General features: G+C 66.6%; 13 protein-coding genes and 2 tRNA genes. 12 read left to right on the top strand and 3 right to left on the bottom strand.

Going from position 1 to position 14,964, the window contains the following annotated elements:
- Positions 1–97 precede the first annotated feature (97 nt).
- The 12 genes from CTB96_RS00560 to add all read left to right on the top strand — a co-directional run bounded on the left by CTB96_RS00560 (position 98) and on the right by add (position 11,813).
- Positions 98–1,723, top strand: coding sequence for an ABC transporter permease subunit (locus CTB96_RS00560; protein WP_427846458.1), 1,626 nt, complete (start codon positions 98–100; stop codon positions 1,721–1,723).
- A 1-nt stretch (position 1,724) separates the two neighbouring features.
- Positions 1,725–2,639 carry a sugar ABC transporter permease gene (locus tag CTB96_RS00555; RefSeq protein WP_110124956.1) on the top strand — a complete coding sequence of 305 codons (915 nt, stop codon included), beginning with the start codon at positions 1,725–1,727 and terminating at the stop codon, positions 2,637–2,639.
- A gap of 8 nt (positions 2,640–2,647) precedes the next feature.
- Positions 2,648–4,561 carry a glycoside hydrolase family 13 protein gene (locus CTB96_RS00550; protein ID WP_110124955.1) on the top strand — a complete coding sequence of 638 codons (1,914 nt, stop codon included), beginning with the start codon at positions 2,648–2,650 and terminating at the stop codon, positions 4,559–4,561.
- Positions 4,562–4,614: 53 nt separating this feature from the next.
- Positions 4,615–4,686: transfer RNA gene (locus CTB96_RS00545), tRNA-Thr, on the top strand.
- A 31-nt stretch (positions 4,687–4,717) separates the two neighbouring features.
- Positions 4,718–4,791 (top strand) — tRNA-Met (locus CTB96_RS00540).
- A gap of 172 nt (positions 4,792–4,963) precedes the next feature.
- Positions 4,964–5,557: a TetR/AcrR family transcriptional regulator gene (locus CTB96_RS00535; protein ID WP_181397083.1), complete on the top strand. Its 594-nt coding sequence runs from the start codon at positions 4,964–4,966 to the stop codon at positions 5,555–5,557.
- 149 nt (positions 5,558–5,706) lie between these two features.
- Positions 5,707–6,564 (top strand): ABC transporter ATP-binding protein, encoded by an 858-nt coding sequence (locus CTB96_RS00530; RefSeq protein ID WP_110124953.1) that lies wholly within the window; start codon positions 5,707–5,709, stop codon positions 6,562–6,564.
- Positions 6,561–7,310 (top strand): ABC transporter permease, encoded by a 750-nt coding sequence (locus tag CTB96_RS00525; protein ID WP_110124952.1) that lies wholly within the window; start codon positions 6,561–6,563, stop codon positions 7,308–7,310. The genes CTB96_RS00530 and CTB96_RS00525 overlap by 4 nt, the downstream gene beginning before the upstream one ends.
- Positions 7,307–8,059, top strand: coding sequence for an ABC transporter permease (locus tag CTB96_RS00520; RefSeq protein ID WP_110124951.1), 753 nt, complete (start codon positions 7,307–7,309; stop codon positions 8,057–8,059). The genes CTB96_RS00525 and CTB96_RS00520 overlap by 4 nt, the downstream gene beginning before the upstream one ends.
- Before the next feature lie 149 nt (positions 8,060–8,208).
- A complete protein-coding gene (locus CTB96_RS00515; RefSeq protein WP_110124950.1) occupies positions 8,209–9,300 on the top strand; it encodes an ABC transporter substrate-binding protein in 1,092 nt (363 codons plus the stop codon).
- A gap of 44 nt (positions 9,301–9,344) precedes the next feature.
- Complete coding sequence (locus CTB96_RS00510) at positions 9,345–10,754, top strand: NtaA/DmoA family FMN-dependent monooxygenase (RefSeq protein WP_110124949.1); 1,410 nt, start codon at positions 9,345–9,347, stop codon at positions 10,752–10,754.
- Positions 10,755–10,760: 6 nt separating this feature from the next.
- Positions 10,761–11,813 (top strand): adenosine deaminase, encoded by a 1,053-nt coding sequence (gene add, locus CTB96_RS00505; RefSeq protein WP_219993179.1) that lies wholly within the window; start codon positions 10,761–10,763, stop codon positions 11,811–11,813.
- A gap of 65 nt (positions 11,814–11,878) precedes the next feature.
- Here the strand turns inward: add and CTB96_RS00500 are convergent, their stop codons facing one another.
- The 3 genes from CTB96_RS00500 to CTB96_RS00490 all read right to left on the bottom strand — a co-directional run bounded on the left by CTB96_RS00500 (position 11,879) and on the right by CTB96_RS00490 (position 14,963).
- Positions 11,879–13,042, bottom strand: a complete 1,164-nt coding sequence (locus tag CTB96_RS00500; RefSeq protein WP_248283145.1) for an ATP-binding protein — start codon at positions 13,040–13,042, stop codon at positions 11,879–11,881.
- Between the two features lie 125 nt (positions 13,043–13,167).
- The gene (locus tag CTB96_RS00495; RefSeq protein ID WP_248283136.1) at positions 13,168–14,292 is read right to left on the bottom strand and encodes a Gfo/Idh/MocA family protein; all 1,125 of its coding nucleotides are present in this window, start codon (positions 14,290–14,292) and stop codon (positions 13,168–13,170) included.
- The gene (locus CTB96_RS00490; protein WP_110124947.1) at positions 14,271–14,963 is read right to left on the bottom strand and encodes a ThuA domain-containing protein; all 693 of its coding nucleotides are present in this window, start codon (positions 14,961–14,963) and stop codon (positions 14,271–14,273) included. Before CTB96_RS00490 ends, CTB96_RS00495 begins: the two co-directional genes overlap by 22 nt.
- Between the last annotated feature and the right edge of the window lies 1 nt (position 14,964).

Raw genomic sequence — 14,964 nt, 5'->3', positions numbered from 1 at the left:
CGGGTGCGCCCGGCCTTACCGGGGCCGGGCGCACCGCACCATCCGCAGCACCCTTGCCTTCGGGCACGCCCGCACCGATGCCGGCAGAGAGCAGACAATGATGACTACCCCCGCACCCGAGCGCGATCGGGCCCAGATCGTCGCCGCCAAGAAGCAACGGCAGGCGAGCCGCATCGCGGAGGCCGCATCCGCCGGCATCAAGGTGCTGCTGCTCAAGGTTCTGTTGCTCGGCATCGTGGATGCGATCAGCGTCTATGCGCTCTTTGTGCTCTTCATCAAGCAGGACTCGCTCGTCTTTGGCCTCGTGCTGCTGGTCACGATCGTCGTGAATGTGATCTACTTCCGGGCTAAGGGGCTGCCGGCCAAGTACCTCACGCCCGGCCTGATCTTTCTGCTCATCTTCCAGATCTTCGTTGTCGGCTACTCCGGCTACATCGCCTTCACCAACTACGGCACCGGCCACAACAGCACCAAGGATGACGCGGTCAACTCCCTGATCCTGTCCTCCCAGGAGCGGGTGCCCGATTCCGCCACCTACGCCGTGACCGTGCTCGAACAAGCCGGCGCCTACAGTTTCCTGGTCACAGACCCCGACGGCGAGATCAGCGTCGGCAACCCGGATTCGCCGCTGACCGAGGTCACCGACGCCGAGACGGATGCCTCCGGCCAGGCCATCGGCCTGCCCGGCTACACCACGCTCAACTTCGCCGACATCGTGGCCAACCAGGAAGCCATCGCCGCCCTGGCCGTGCCCGTCTCCGACGACCCCAACGACGGCAGCCTCCGTACCCCGGACGGCTCAGCCGCGTACCTCTATCTCTCCGACCTGGTCTACGACGAGGCGGCCGGCACCATGACCGACGCGAGCACCGGCGTTGTCTACACCGAAGACCCCACCCAGGGCTCGTTCGTCGCCGAGGACGGCGCCGACCTGCAGCCCGGCTGGAAGGTGGAGGTGGGCCTGGCCAACTTCGCCAAGGCCTTCGGCACCGACTCCATCCGCGGCCCGCTGATCAGCGTCACCCTGTGGACGTTCGCGTTCGCGTTCCTCTCGGTGGCGACCACCTTCGCGTTGGGCCTGTTCCTGGCCATCGTCTTCAACGACCTGCGCATGCGCGGCCGGAACGTCTACCGGGTCGTCATGATCCTGCCCTACGCGTTCCCGGCGTTCCTCTCCGCCCTGGTCTGGGCGGGCATGCTCAACCCGCAGTTCGGGTTCATCAACCAGGTCTTGTTCGGCGGGGCGGAGATCCCCTGGCTCACCAACGAGTGGCTGGCCAAGTTCAGCATCATCTTCGTGAACCTCTGGCTGGGCTTCCCCTATATGTTCCTGGTCTGCACCGGCGCGCTGCAGTCCATCCCCGGCGAACTGCAGGAGGCCGCCACCGTGGACGGCGCCCGGCCCTGGCAGGTCTTCCGGCTTATCAAGCTGCCGCTACTGCTGGTGTCGGTCTCACCGTTGTTGATCGCCTCGTTCGCGTTCAACTTCAACAACTTCAACCTCATCTACATGCTCACCAACGGCGGGCCCAGGGACGTCACGGCCGGGGTGAACGTCGGTGCCACCGACATCCTCATCTCGATGGTCTACAAGGTGGCGTTCGTCGGCGCCAACCGCGACTACGGGCTCGCCAGCGCCTTCTCGATCCTCATCTTCGTGCTGGTGGCGCTCGTGTCGATCATCAGCTTCAGACAGACCAAGGCACTAGAGGAGTTGAACTGAGATGGCGACCACGACTATCGCAGCCCCGGCGACCACGGATTACATCCCCGTGAAGCACCCGTTCAACTTCGGGCGCTGGTTCCGCGCCACCGGCTGGCGGCACCTGGTCGGCGCCGTCATGGTGGTCTTCTCCGCCTTCCCGCTGCTCTACGTGCTCTCGGCCTCACTGCACCCCGGCGGCACCCTGATCACGGCCAACGGCCTGTTCAGCGAGGTAGACCTGGGCAGTTACGTCACCCTGTTCAACCTGCCGCAGCAGCCGTACGCGGCCTGGTACGGCAACACCCTGCTGATCGGCGGCATCACCTCGGCCGGCACAGTGTTCCTCGGAGCCCTGGCCGCCTACTCCTTCTCGCGGATGCGTTTCGTCGGCCGCCGCGCCGGCCTGCTGATGCTGGTGCTCGTGCAGATGTTCCCGCAGCTGCTTGCCGTCGTGGCCATCTTCCTGCTGCTCAACGGCATCTCCGACATCTTTCCGGCCATCGGCCTCGACACCCAGATCGGCCTGATCATGGTCTACCTCGGCGGCGCCCTCGGTGTGAACACCTACCTCATGTACGGCTTCTTCAACACGATCCCGGCCTCGATCGACGAGGCCGCCAAGCTCGACGGCGCCGGCCACGCCCGGATCTTCTTCACCATCATCCTGCGGCTTGTCGCGCCCATCCTCGCCGTGGTCGGGCTGCTCTCGTTCGTGGGCACCACCAACGAGTTCGTGATCGCCAGCATCGTGCTGATCACGCCAGAGAAGCAGACCCTCGCGGTGGGCCTGTACCAGTTCGTCTCGCAGGAGTTCTCCAGCAACTACTCGGTCTTCGCGGCCGGAGCGGTGCTCGCGGCCCTGCCCGTCATGGCCCTGTTCCTCTGGCTGCAGAAGTACATCGTCGGTGGCCTCACGGCCGGATCGGTCAAGTAACTCACCTGATGCTCACGCCCCACCCGCTTCCGTTCCATTCGCTTCCGCACCATGATGGCTCCCCGCTCTACGTCTCCACCCAAACGCCCACCCTCGGCGATGTTGTCACCGTGCGGCTGCGCATCCCACTCGCCTTCGGCGACGTGACGATGGTGCGCACCCGCGCCAACCCCGACCGGGAGCCGCGTTTCGGCGACGCCCGGCCGCTCGGGCCGGCCGACGGTCACGTCTGGTGGGTGGCCGACCTGGTGGTGGAGAACCCGGTGCACGGCTACAGGTTCCTGCTCACGATGGCCGACGGCGGCCACTGGTGGCTGAACGCCAGCGGGCTGCACGACATCGAGACCCTCGACTCAGAGGATTTCAAGCTCGTTGCCCACCCGGCCCCGCCGGAGTGGGCCGCGACGAGCGTGATGTACCAAGTCTTCCCCGACCGGTTCGCGCGCTCCGACGCCGCCGACACCCGTGAGGCGCCGGACTGGGCGATGCCGGCCGAGTGGGACGACGCCGTCGACCAGCTCCCGCCGGGCCGCTCGCACCAGTTCTACGGCGGCGACCTCGACGGCATCACCGAGCACCTCGACCACCTCGAGCGGCTCGGCGTCACTCTGCTCTACCTCACCCCGGTCTTTCCCGGTCGCTCCAACCACCGCTATGACGCGGCCGGTTTCGTCGAGGTCGACCCGCTGCTCGGCGGCGACGCGGCGCTCATCCGCCTCGTCGAGGCCGTCCACGCCCGCGGTCTCAAGGTGATCGGCGACCTCACCGCCAACCATTCCGGTGACGGTCACGAGTGGTTCCAGGCCGCGCACCTCGACCCCTCGGCTCCCGAGAGTGCCTTCTACTACTGGCTCGACGCCGAGCATCGCGACTACATGTCGTGGCTGGGCGTGCCCGAGCTGCCCAAGTTCAACTGGAGCTCGACGGAGCTCCGCCGCAGGTTCATCGACGGCCCCGACTCGGTGGTGGCCCGGTGGCTCGCGGCGCCGTACAGCCTGGATGGCTGGCGCATCGACGTGGCGAACATGACCGGACGACTCGGTGACGACGACCTCAACGCGGAGGTGCGTCAGACCATCCGCCGCACCATGATCGACGTGAATCCCGACACCATCCTGCTCGGCGAATTCACCAATGACGCCTCGGCCGACTTCCAGGGCGACGCCTGGCACGGCGCGATGACCTACGCCAACTTCACCCGGCCGCTCTGGTCCTGGCTGGCGCGGCCCGACCCGGTGTCATCGTTCTTCGGGCTGCCGCTCGGCACCATCCCGGCGCACACCGGTGAGCAGTTCCACCGGGCCCACACCCGATTCGCCGCCGGATTCCCCTGGCGCACCCGGCTGGCCACCATGAACGCCCTCGACACTCACGACACCGCCCGGTTCCGCACCCACGCCGACGCCGAGGTCGTTCCGGTGGCGGTGGGACTCTCGGTGACCCTGCCGGGCATCCCGGTGGTTCTCGCCGGCGACGAGTTCGGCCTGGTCGGCGTCGACGGGGAACATTCCCGCACGCCGATGCCGTGGGGGAGCGCGGCCGACCCGGACGTCGCCGCGACCATCGACCTGTATTCGACGCTGATCGGCCTCCGCCGGGGCCACGAGGCACTGAGCACCGGAGGATTGCGCTGGCTATACGTGGGTGAGGATGCGCTCGTCTACGTGCGCGAGACCGAACAGGAGTCGGTGCTGCTGCTGGCGACCCGCGCCGCCGCCGAGGTCACGGTGCCCGGCTGGGTCGTGCCGGTCAGCGGCCTCAGCGGCGGTGTGCCGCCCGAGGTGGGAACGGCCCTCTGCACGGTGTCCGACGCCGGGGTGCGGCTCGTTGCTGCCGGCGCATCCTTTACGGCGTGGGCGTTGCCCGGCGTCACAATTCCGCCGGATGAGCACCTCGTGTCGCCGAGGGGTCTCGCGAGGTGATAATGTTTACCGGTTGCCAAAAGCACGGTTCGACTTCAGAAGTTTGAGGTTTTGCCCCCTTAGCTCATTGGTAGAGCACTTCCTTGGTAAGGAAGAGGTAGTGGGTCCGATTCCCACAGGGGGCTCAGGCTTGGGAGCTAGGCTCTAAAAGTCTTTGGCGGGGTAGCTCAGTTGGTTAGAGCACACGGCTCATAATCGTGGTGTCGCGGGTTCAATTCCCGCTCCCGCTACACATAAAGGCCCTTTGATCAGGAATTCTACCGATCACAGGGCCTTTCTTTTTGAGAAATCAGGCCTGCGGACCGAGCGCGACGTACCGCGCATCTGGAGCTAGACGCTGGCGCAGTCGCGGGCGAGGTTCTGCAGGGCCGAGTGACGCTCAGACGCCCTAGTCTGAATTCCGTGAGCGACGCTAAACCGGAGAGGCAACGCCTTCTCTCCCTGATCGGGGACCACCTGCTGGCCGCGGGAGTGGATGGCGCGAGCCTGAGCGGAATCGCGCGGGCTGTGGGTTCGAACAACCGGATGCTGCTCTACTACTTCGGTTCCCGCGAGGAAATGATCATCGCCGCGGGTGTCGACCTGGTGAGCCGGTTCCCGCGGATCAGCGCCCTGAACGAGCGGCTCTCGCCTGAAGGATCCCTCGCCGAACGACTCGACGCCGCCTGGGATCAGATCGCCCACCCCGACAATGTGCCGTACATCCGGCTCTTCTTCGAGTTCATCGGTATGGCCGCCCGCAAGCCTGACAACGCCGGGATCCTCCAGGCCGTGGTCGGCGGGCTGCCGGAATCGGTACAGGAAGCGTTCGAACTCGATGGCCACTCGCCGGCGCAATCAGTGCGCCTGGCTACCCAGGTGGTGGCCATGTGGCGCGGCTTCCAGGTGAATCTCTTGGCCGGCGTTCCCCGCGAAGAACTGCGCATCATGCAGGCCGCGGCCGTGCGCAGTCTTCTGGCCGACCAGCCCGTCGAACGCGCGACCGGGCCCAGCTGACTGCCGCGATCACGCTCAGGGAGCGTTCCCAAGAAGGCGAAATCGAACTCGTCCACGTTGGAAACGTTGCCGTAATCTTCCTCACTTACCTTTGAACTGTTCAGTTCAGTTCGTGGAAGCGAAGCCATTACGTGCGACGGGAAGACACTATGACGGAGTCGGCAACCGACACCATTCAGAGCGGTGGCTCAGCGGCCACAGCCGCCGGGTCGACCGCGGCAGTGCGGCCCGCGCCGGCCGAAGCGATCGCTCTGCGGAACGTGACCATGTCCTTCGACCTGGGTCGGTCCAAGCGGATGACCGCGCTGGAGGACTTCAACCTCTCGGTCGCTGAGGGCGAGTTCGTTGCCCTGCTCGGGCCGTCCGGCTGCGGAAAGTCCACGGTCCTTCGCCTCGTCACCGGCCTCGAACAGGCCACCAGCGGCGAGGTCCTGGTCGAAGACAAGGCCCCGGCCGACCTGGCCAAATCCCACCGGCTCGGCGTCGCCTTCCAGGAACACGCCCTGCTGCCTTGGTCATCGGTGCGGGAGAACATCGCACTGCCCTTCCGCCTAGCCCGCCGAGCCGTGGACTGGCAGCGTGTCGACGAACTTATTCGCCTGGTCGGACTGGTCGGCTTCGAAAAGGCCCGCCCCCGCCAACTCTCCGGCGGCATGAAGCAGCGCGTGGCCATCGCCCGTGCCCTCGTGCTCAGCCCCGACGTGCTGCTCCTGGACGAACCGTTCGGCGCACTGGACGCGGTCACCCGCCGCCGCATGAACGGCGAGCTGGCCCGCATCTGGGAAGAGCAACACATCACCACCCTGCTGGTGACGCACGATGTCGAGGAGGCGGTGTTGCTGGCCGACCGCGTCGTCGTGCTCACCGGCCGCCCCGGCCGGGTGCGGCACGTGCAGACTGTCGACATGCCGCGCCCCCGCCACGCCGACATCACCCGCAGCGCCGAATTCCGCGCCGTCGTCGACCACCTCACCGACCTGCTCGACGTCGACAGGAAGGCGGAGTGAGACTGCGCTCCCCCCGCTGGCTGAACAACACCATCGGGGTCCTGATCCTCATCACTGTCGCCGAGCTGATCGGCCGCACCGGAATCGCCGGCCGCAGCTGGCCGCCGCTCACCGATGTCGTGGGCTATCTCGCCGAGCCCGTGGCGCAGGCGACCGTGCTGCGCGCGTTGACCGCCACCGCGGCATCCGCGGGTTGGGGGCTGGTGCTGGGCATCGTCTTCGCCGCTATCGCCGCCCTGCTCGCCAACTTCATTCCCGTGCTGCGACCCGGCCTCGACCGGCTCGCCTCGGTACTCAACGCCGTGCCGCTGATCGCCCTGGCCCCGCTGTTGATCACCACCGTGGGCCGCGAATCCACCCCGGCCGTCGTCGCCGCCCTCGGAGTGGGATTCGTGATGTTCGTCGCGTTCACCGCGGGCCTGGCCGGTGCCAGTGCGACCCACCAGGACGTCTTCTCGGTCTTCGGGTCCGCCCGCAGCACCACGCTGCTCCGCCTGCAGATTCCCGTGTCCCTGCCCACCGTCTTCGACGGGCTTGCCCTGGCCGCACCGACCGCGATCCTGGGAGCCACCATCGGCGAGTGGTTCGGTGCGCCGCGCGGCCTCGGCGTGCTCATCGTCAGCGCCATGCAGAACTACCAGGTGCTGCTGCTCTGGGCCGCCGCGCTCACGGCTGCCCTGCTCTCCCTGGCCGCCTATCTCATCGCCGTGCGGCTTCAGTCCGGCGCCGTTCGGAGGTTCACATGATCCGTCGTTCCCGCCTCGCCGGCCTGCTGCACCTCTGGCCGATCGTGGCCCTGGTGCTGCTCTGGGACGTCTGGGTCCTCGCCAACGGCTACACCTCCATCGTCGCACCGCGCCCCTGGTCGGTCATCAACGACGTGGTGGGCAACCCGGATGCCTACGCGATCGACTTCCTGTGGACCCTCGCCATCTCGGTGGGCGGGCTGCTGCTCGGCATGCTCCTGGGCACGATCGCCGCCGTGCTGATCTCGCTGTGGGCGCCGATGTCGGCCGTGCTCACCCCGGCCGCGCTCATCGTGCGCTCCGTGCCCGTCACGGTGATGATCCCCATCATCGCCCGGGTGTTCGGCTACGAGGTCTATACGGTTCTGGTGGTCACCGTGATCACGTCCTTCTTCCCCGCCTTCGTGCTCGGGCTCTCCGGCATGGCGTCGGCACCGGCCAGCAGCCGCGACCTGTTCGTCGTCTTCGGGTCGTCCCGTCCCGCCTCGCTCTGGCGGCTCCGACTGCCCTACGCCGTGCCGAACCTGCTCCTGGCCCTGCGCATCACCGCCCCGCTCGCCGTGCTGTCGGCGATGCTCGCGGAGTTCCTGATCGGCCAGCAAGGCCTGGGCTACCTCTTCATCGTGGCCCGTAGCTACATGGAGATCGATCGGGCCTGGGGCACCGCCCTGGTGGCCACAATGCTCTCGGTCTTCGCCTTCCTCGCCGCTCGTTTCGTGGAGAGACGGATCTCACCCCGCTTCACCTGATCGAGGCGCGCAGCCACCGGACCAGGCCGCGAAGCCCCTCCGCGGTCCTCGCTGCTGGCCACGCCTCTGCCCACATTCTTTCCCGTTCCTCCCGTGTCACCGCTCTATCCCGCTCGATCCTGATTCCCTTCTACCCCCCAAGGAGAACCATGCCCATCACCCGAGTTCCAGCATCCGCCTCACGTCGGTCCGGGCGGTCCCGCTGGACGGCCGGTATCGCGGCCGTCGGCATCACCGCGCTGCTCGCCGGCTGCTCCAGCAGCCCGGCCGCTGAGTCCGCCTCGTCTGACGAAGACCTGACCACGCTCAAGGTCGCGCTCGGCTGGATCACGAACGTGGAATGGGCCGGGTTCTGGGCCGCGGACGCGGCGGGTTACTACGAAGACGAGGGCCTGAAGATCGAGTGGCAGGGCGGCGGACCCAACGCGCCCACCACCATGGCCAGTGTCGCCTCCGGTACCGCGGACATCGGAGTTGAGGCGAACACCCAGGCGCTGCTGCAGTCCATCCCGGAAGGCAACGAGTTCACCCTGATGGGCTCCGTGTTCCAAACCTCACCGTCGGCGCTGGTCTCCCTTGCCGACAACCCCGTGCGCACGGCCAAAGACCTGGTGGGCAAGACCGTGCTCGGCCAGGAAGGCACCCAGCAGCAGATCGACGCGATCCTGGCCATCAACGGCTTGGACAAGGACTACGACTACGTCACCGCCGGGTTCGACCCCGGCCCCCTGGTCGAAGGCGCGGGCGATGTCTACACCGCCTACCTCACCAACCAGCCGATCATCCTCGAGGAGTCCTACGGCCTGAGCGAGGACGACTACGTCGTCACCACGATCGCCGACCTCGGCCTGCCGCTCTACGGCAGCACCATCTACACCGAAGCCGACACCCTGGCCGCCGACCGCGACGCCATGCTCGGGTTCCTGCGCGCAACCGCCAAGGGCTGGCAGGACAACGAGGCCGACCCCGACGCGAACGCCGAACTCGCCGTCGACGTCTACGGCGCCGACCTGGGCCTGGACATCAATCAGCAGATCCGCGAGAACCGGCTGCAGATCCCGCTCACCCAGAGCGACCTGACCGACGAAAAGGGGCTGCTCTACATGGACCCGGCGTTGCTCGGAGGCGAAATGTACGAGGGGCTCCGCGCCGCCGGAATCTCCGAGCTTCCCGATGTCGACACGATCCTCGACCTCACCCTGCTCGACGAGATCTACGCGGACGGCCCCGTCCTCGAGTAGCACGTCCCGGTCCGTTTCCCTCCCCAACCCGAAAAGGCATACCAATGAAGCCGTTCATCCTCGGCGTTTTCCAGCTCATGAATCCCAACGGGATGTCGGGCGCCAGCTGGCGCCACCCCGACAACACCTCGCTGGACTTCATGGACATCGACTACTGGGTGAAGCTCGCCGCCATGCTGGAGGAGGCGAAGTTCGACTTCCTCTTCCTGGCTGACACCTATGGCACTCCCATCGTCGATGGGGAGATCCCCGCCGTGGCGCTGGAGCAGGCGATGAACGTGCCGACGGCCGATCCGGTCTCGTTGATGTCGGCGCTGGCGGTGACGACGACCAAGCTCGGGCTCGTCGTCACGTCAGCGACCACCTTCGAACCGCCCTATGCCCACGCCCGCAGGTTCTCTACGCTCGACCACTTCTCCCGTGGCCGGATCGGCTGGAACATGGTGACCGGCGCGTCGGCAGAGTCGGCCGCGAAGGCGTTCGGCCAGCCGCTGACACCGCACGACAAGCGTTACGACATGGGCGACGACTACCTCGACCTCACCCTGAAGCTCTGGGAGGGATCGTGGGAGGACGGCGCCGTGATCGCCGACAAGGCGGCGGGCATCTACGCGGATGCCTCCCGCGTGCACCGGGTGGTGCACCGCGGCGAGTACTACTCCACCGACTGCACCTACCAGGTGATCCCCTCGCCGCAGCGCACCCCGGTGCTCTTCCAAGCCGGCAGCTCCGGCAGGGGCCTGGAATTCGCAGCCCGGAACGCCGAATGCGTCTTCCTCCAGGGCACCTCGCTGGCGAAGGTCGCAGCCAGCGTTACCGAGATCCACGCCAAGGCCCAGGGCTTCGGCCGCGCGCCCGGCTCGGTCAAGATCCTCGTCGGCCTGTCGGTCTTCACCGCTCCCACCCACGAGGAGGCGGTGCGGAAGTACCAGGACCTGCTGGACCTGACGACGGATGAATTCGCGGCCGCCGCGTATGTCGCCAACACCGGGATCAACCTACTGGCGCTGGATCCGTCCCAGCCGTTGCCGAAAATCGACGCCCAACAGGGCCAGAGCAATGTGGACCGGTATCGCAGCCAGAACGGCGAGAAAGAACTGACGGTGCGGGAGATCCTCGACGAATTCAAGAGCCGCGGGCTGCGTGGCCTGGTGCTCGTAGGCACTCCAGAGGAGGTCGCCGACCAGATGGAGGACTACGCCGACCAGACCGGCCTGGACGGCTTCCTCTTCGAACCTCACATCGTGCCGGGCACCTACACCGACATCATCGACCTGCTGCTTCCCGTTCTGCGGGAACGCGGCCGAGCGGCCACCGAGTACGGAGCCGACACCCTGCGCGAACGAATCTTCCCGGGGGAGGGCCCCCGACTTGCCGCGCACCATCCCGGCGCCGCCTTCCGCCCAGAGCCCGCCCCAGCCCAGCCCCGCCACCTCCAGACCGTGAAAGGCTGACCAGCCATGACCACTTCCACAGGCATCGCACCGACCGATGCAGACTTCATCGACATCACCCCGCCGCCCGGAATCATGCGGGACCTCAGCGCCCTGCCCAAGGCGCACCTGCACATCCACCTCGAAGCAACCGTGCGCCCGACCACGCTGGCCGACCTTGCCCGCCAGGCCGGGCTGCCCGTTCCGCAGACCGATGGTTTTGTCGAGTTCACCATGTTCAACCGCCGTTATCTCGGGCTCGTGCCCGTGATGCAGGGCACCCACCCGATCCTGCGGGTGATCGACGAGGCCGTCGAGGACGCTGCCGCGGTCGGGGTCGTCTACGCCGAGTTCGGCATCTCGCCGGCGTTCTACGTTGAGTCGTTCGGAACGCTGGAAGCCGCCGTCGAGGCGATGGCCACGGCCGCCAGCGCTGCGGCCGCGGCCCACGGCATCGAGGTGGGCCTGATGATGACGGTCGACCGCACCGGCAGCATTGAGGCGGCGAACGAGACTGCGCGGGTCGCGGTGGCATTCGCCTCCCGCGGGGTGGTGAGCCTCGGAATGGCCGGCGACGAACGCAACAACCCCGGCGTGAAGTACGAAGAGGCCTTCGCCATCGCCAAGGCCGGCGGCCTCCTCTCGACCCCGCACGCCGGCGAGCTGGTCGGACCGGACTCCGTACGCGGGGCCGTCACCGTACTGAAGGCCGACCGCATCCAGCACGGTGTGCGTGTGATCGAGGACCCGGCGCTGATGAAAGAGGTCGCGGAACTGGGCATCTGCCTGGACGTCTGCCCCACCTCGAACCTGATGCTCGCGGTCGTTCCGTCACTTGCCGAGCACCCGCTCAAGGCGCTGCTCGAGGCGGGCGTGCGCTGCTCGATCAACGCCGACGACCCCATCTTCTTCGGGCCGGGCATCCTGAACGAATACGTGCTCAGTCGCTTGCAGCTGGGCCTGACCGACGAACAGCTGGCCGACTGCGCCTGGAGTTCGATCGAGTGCAGTGGGGCGTCGGCCGCGCTGAAGGCCAGCTCGCGGCTTGAGATCGACGCCTGGCTGGCGCGCACGTCATAGCGCGTCGCCCAGCCATTCGCGCTGGCGCGGTTACCAGGAAAGTGATGTGCGACTGTCCGGCGGCACTAGGACTTGGGGCGGCGTTTTCGAACCTCAGGGACCTGTAATTGAGGGACCGCTCGAAGCATGAACTTGTCGAAGTCGGGCACAGTGAACGCGGCATAACCGTGTTCGGGTGTGTAGAGCAATCCCATGTCAATGAGTTCAGCTCGAGTGGGCCCCAGTTGGCTGGACTCTCGCTTCATAACCGCGGCGACGTCAGAGGCCTTCTGTGGGTCTGATCCGAGTTCGGCCATGGCACGCATATAGGCAGTTTGCAGGGGAGTGGCCCGATCCAGCCTGACCCTGAAAAAGGAGTCGTCAAGTTTGGCTTCATACGCTTCACGAGCAGTCTCGATGTCTTCTAAGACGATCCGGTCGCCAGTCGCGACGCTCCAGGTTTGGTATCCGAGTTCCTGGAGGAAATACGGGTATCCCCGGGTGATCTGAACGGCCAAGTCGACGGCATCTTCAGCCATTGTCACGCCTTCGATCGCCGCAGGCTCGGTGAGCGCTCGTCGCGCATCGTCTCCTTTGAGAGAATCGATTTTTGGAAACTTGAAGAGTCGTTCCGCATACGATTTGGCATCGCCGGCAAGTTCGGCGTTCTGGGGAAGTCCAGCACCCACGAAAGTGATGGGAAGCTTCCGCTGCACGGTTTTATGCACGGCCTGGATCAGAGCTTCCAGCTGCGTGGTGCGCAGAAACTGAACCTCGTCGATGAGGATGGCCACGCCCCGACCTTGCTCTTGCGCTGCTTCGCCCAAGGCAACGAAGACATCGGTGAGATCCATCCCGAGATCGCCGTGATCCGCGAGCCCCTCAGCGGGAGGGACGTCCCAAGAAACGGCAATTCCGCCATCGGCACCAATAGACAATGCGAAAGCGCTCAAGACCTCTGCGGCTTGGCGACCTCGTTCGGTCCAACGTGCGCGTGGGGAGAGACGAAGCAGTGCACCCTTCAGCTGGGAGAACAAGGTTTGACGGAAGTGGGTGTCGTCGTGTTTGCTCGCCTCGACTTCAACAATCTCCCATTTCGCGGCCCGGGCAATGTCTCGGAATTCGCCCAAGAGAACGGTCTTTCCAACTCCACGAAGTCCGGTGATAATCATGGACTGCTCAGTACGACCACGCTCGAGTCTCTGCAGAAGGACTCTAAAAGTCTCGGTCTGATCGTCTCTGCCCACCATGATTTCAGGGGTCGCCCCCGCATTCGGCGTATATGGGTTCCTAACGCTGTCCATGATGCCATTTTACGCACTTTATTGCGTTTTATCTCAAACCGATAAAACGCGCTAATCGTCATAAGACGATTTCAGTGCTGGACGGCGAGCCATTCGCTGCGTGGCGTCAGCGGAACGGGATCGGGGCGGTCGGCATCCGTCGACGTCTCGACCCGGCGCCCCTGCGACGCCGCGCGCTGCAGGGACTCCATCACGTCGAGCACGTGCAAGGCCAACTCACCGTTCGCACGGGCGATTCCGCGGCGGGGTGCCCGGATCTGGTCGAGCAGGCCGATGCCGCGGGCGCCGTCGACGTAGCCGGCCAGCGGGTCGAGCAGGTGGAAGCCGACGTCGTTCACGCGTCGGAGGCTGGTGGGGCCGTCGAACGTGTTCGGGTCGCCCACGACCAGGGTGCCTTCGGTGCCGTGCACCTCGATCGGTGACGCAACGGTGGCCGTCGAGTCGAAGCTCATCGTGATCGTCGAGAGCGCTCCGTTGACGTGCTCGAGCACCCCGGTGACGTGGGTGTCGACCGACACAGGGATGCTCTCGCCGGCCCGCGGTCCCGTGCGGATCACCCGGTGGTCCTGCGGCCGGCTCGAGGCCCCCGTGACCGAACGGATCGGGCCGAGCAGATGGACCAGGGCGGTGATGTAGTAGGGGCCCATGTCGAACAGGGGGCCGCCGCCCTCCCGGTAGTAGAAGTCCGGGTGGGGATGCCAGAGCTCGTGCCCGGCGGTGACCATGACGGCCGAGGCCGCCACCGGGCGACCGATCAGGCCGTCATCGATCGCCGCACGGGCGGTCTGGATGCCGGTGCCGAGCACGGTGTCCGGCGCGGATCCGACCCGCACGCCGGCCTGGGTTGCGGCCGCCAGGATGCTGCGGCCCTCGGAAAGGGTCACTGCGAGCGGCTTCTCGCCGTAGACCGGCTTGCCCCGGTTGATGGCCCCGAGCGCAATCTCGACGTGGGCGGCCGGGGTGGTGAGGTTGAGCACGGTGTCGACGTCATCGCTGGCGAGCAGCTCTGCCACGGTCATCGGGTGAGCGGCTGGCAGCGTGCGCGCGACCGCCGCCGCCCGGTCGGGGTCAAGATCCGCGATGGCCGTGACGACCAGCGTGCTGCACGCGGCCAGGGTCTCGAGGTAGGCGGCGGAGATGACGCCGAGGCCGACGATCCCGAGCCGGTGCGGGGTCAGGGAGTGCGGGTCGCCCACAGCATCCCCCGTTCGATGATCGTGCGCACGGTGGCGTCTTCAAGCACGTCCGGGCTGTGCCCGGGGGTCGAGACGACGATGCGACCGGCGCCCCAATTGCGGGTCCAGACCGCCGGCGACGTCACCGGCCGCTGCCAGGGTTGCCAGGGCTCTGCCGGATGCGTCGTGGTGGCGAGCACATCGCAGAGGTCGTCGGTGAGCACCCAGTACTGCTCGGTCGTGAGGGTGACATCGGGAAGCCCTGCCGTGATCGGGTGGAACCGGCCCAGCTCGGTCAGCGTGACCCGGTGCTCGAGGAAGTTGTCGCTTTCGTCGCCCACCACCTGCTCCGGCGCCTTCGACGGATGCGTCACGAACTGCCCACCCACCAGCTGCAGGTAGTCCGGCGACGCCCGGAAGGAGTCGGCGATTCCGCCGTGCCAGCCGGTCAACCCGGTGCCGGCGGCCACGGCTGCCCGGAGCCCGGACACCTGGTCCGCGGTGATCTCCGACATCGTGACGCACTGCACGATCAGGTCGGTCTCGGCGAGCACCGCCGCATCCGCGTAGATCGCCGGTGACTCCTCGATCCGCACGTCGAAACCGTTGCGACTCAAGAACGGCAGGAAAAGCTCGGTGCTCTCGACCGGTCGGTGTCCCTCCCAGCCGCCTCGCACAATCAGAGCTTTCATG

Source organism: Cryobacterium arcticum (assembly GCF_003185895.1).
GTDB classification, from domain to species: domain Bacteria; phylum Actinomycetota; class Actinomycetes; order Actinomycetales; family Microbacteriaceae; genus Cryobacterium; species Cryobacterium arcticum.
This window is presented reverse-complemented; position numbering and strand designations above follow the sequence as displayed.

Bases quoted from the DNA above. Each gene is read 5' to 3' on its own strand.
- CTB96_RS00560 (WP_427846458.1), top strand. From the start codon at position 98: ATGATGACTACCCCCGCACCCGAGCGCGATCGGGCCCAGATCGTCGCC.
- CTB96_RS00555 (WP_110124956.1), top strand. From the start codon at position 1,725: ATGGCGACCACGACTATCGCAGCCCCGGCGACCACGGATTACATCCCC.
- CTB96_RS00550 (WP_110124955.1), top strand. From the start codon at position 2,648: ATGCTCACGCCCCACCCGCTTCCGTTCCATTCGCTTCCGCACCATGAT.
- CTB96_RS00530 (WP_110124953.1), top strand. From the start codon at position 5,707: ATGACGGAGTCGGCAACCGACACCATTCAGAGCGGTGGCTCAGCGGCC.
- CTB96_RS00520 (WP_110124951.1), top strand. From the start codon at position 7,307: ATGATCCGTCGTTCCCGCCTCGCCGGCCTGCTGCACCTCTGGCCGATC.
- CTB96_RS00515 (WP_110124950.1), top strand. From the start codon at position 8,209: ATGCCCATCACCCGAGTTCCAGCATCCGCCTCACGTCGGTCCGGGCGG.
- CTB96_RS00510 (WP_110124949.1), top strand. From the start codon at position 9,345: ATGAAGCCGTTCATCCTCGGCGTTTTCCAGCTCATGAATCCCAACGGG.
- add (WP_219993179.1), top strand. From the start codon at position 10,761: ATGACCACTTCCACAGGCATCGCACCGACCGATGCAGACTTCATCGAC.
- CTB96_RS00500 (WP_248283145.1), bottom strand. From the start codon at position 13,042: ATGGTGGGCAGAGACGATCAGACCGAGACTTTTAGAGTCCTTCTGCAG.
- CTB96_RS00490 (WP_110124947.1), bottom strand. From the start codon at position 14,963: ATGAAAGCTCTGATTGTGCGAGGCGGCTGGGAGGGACACCGACCGGTC.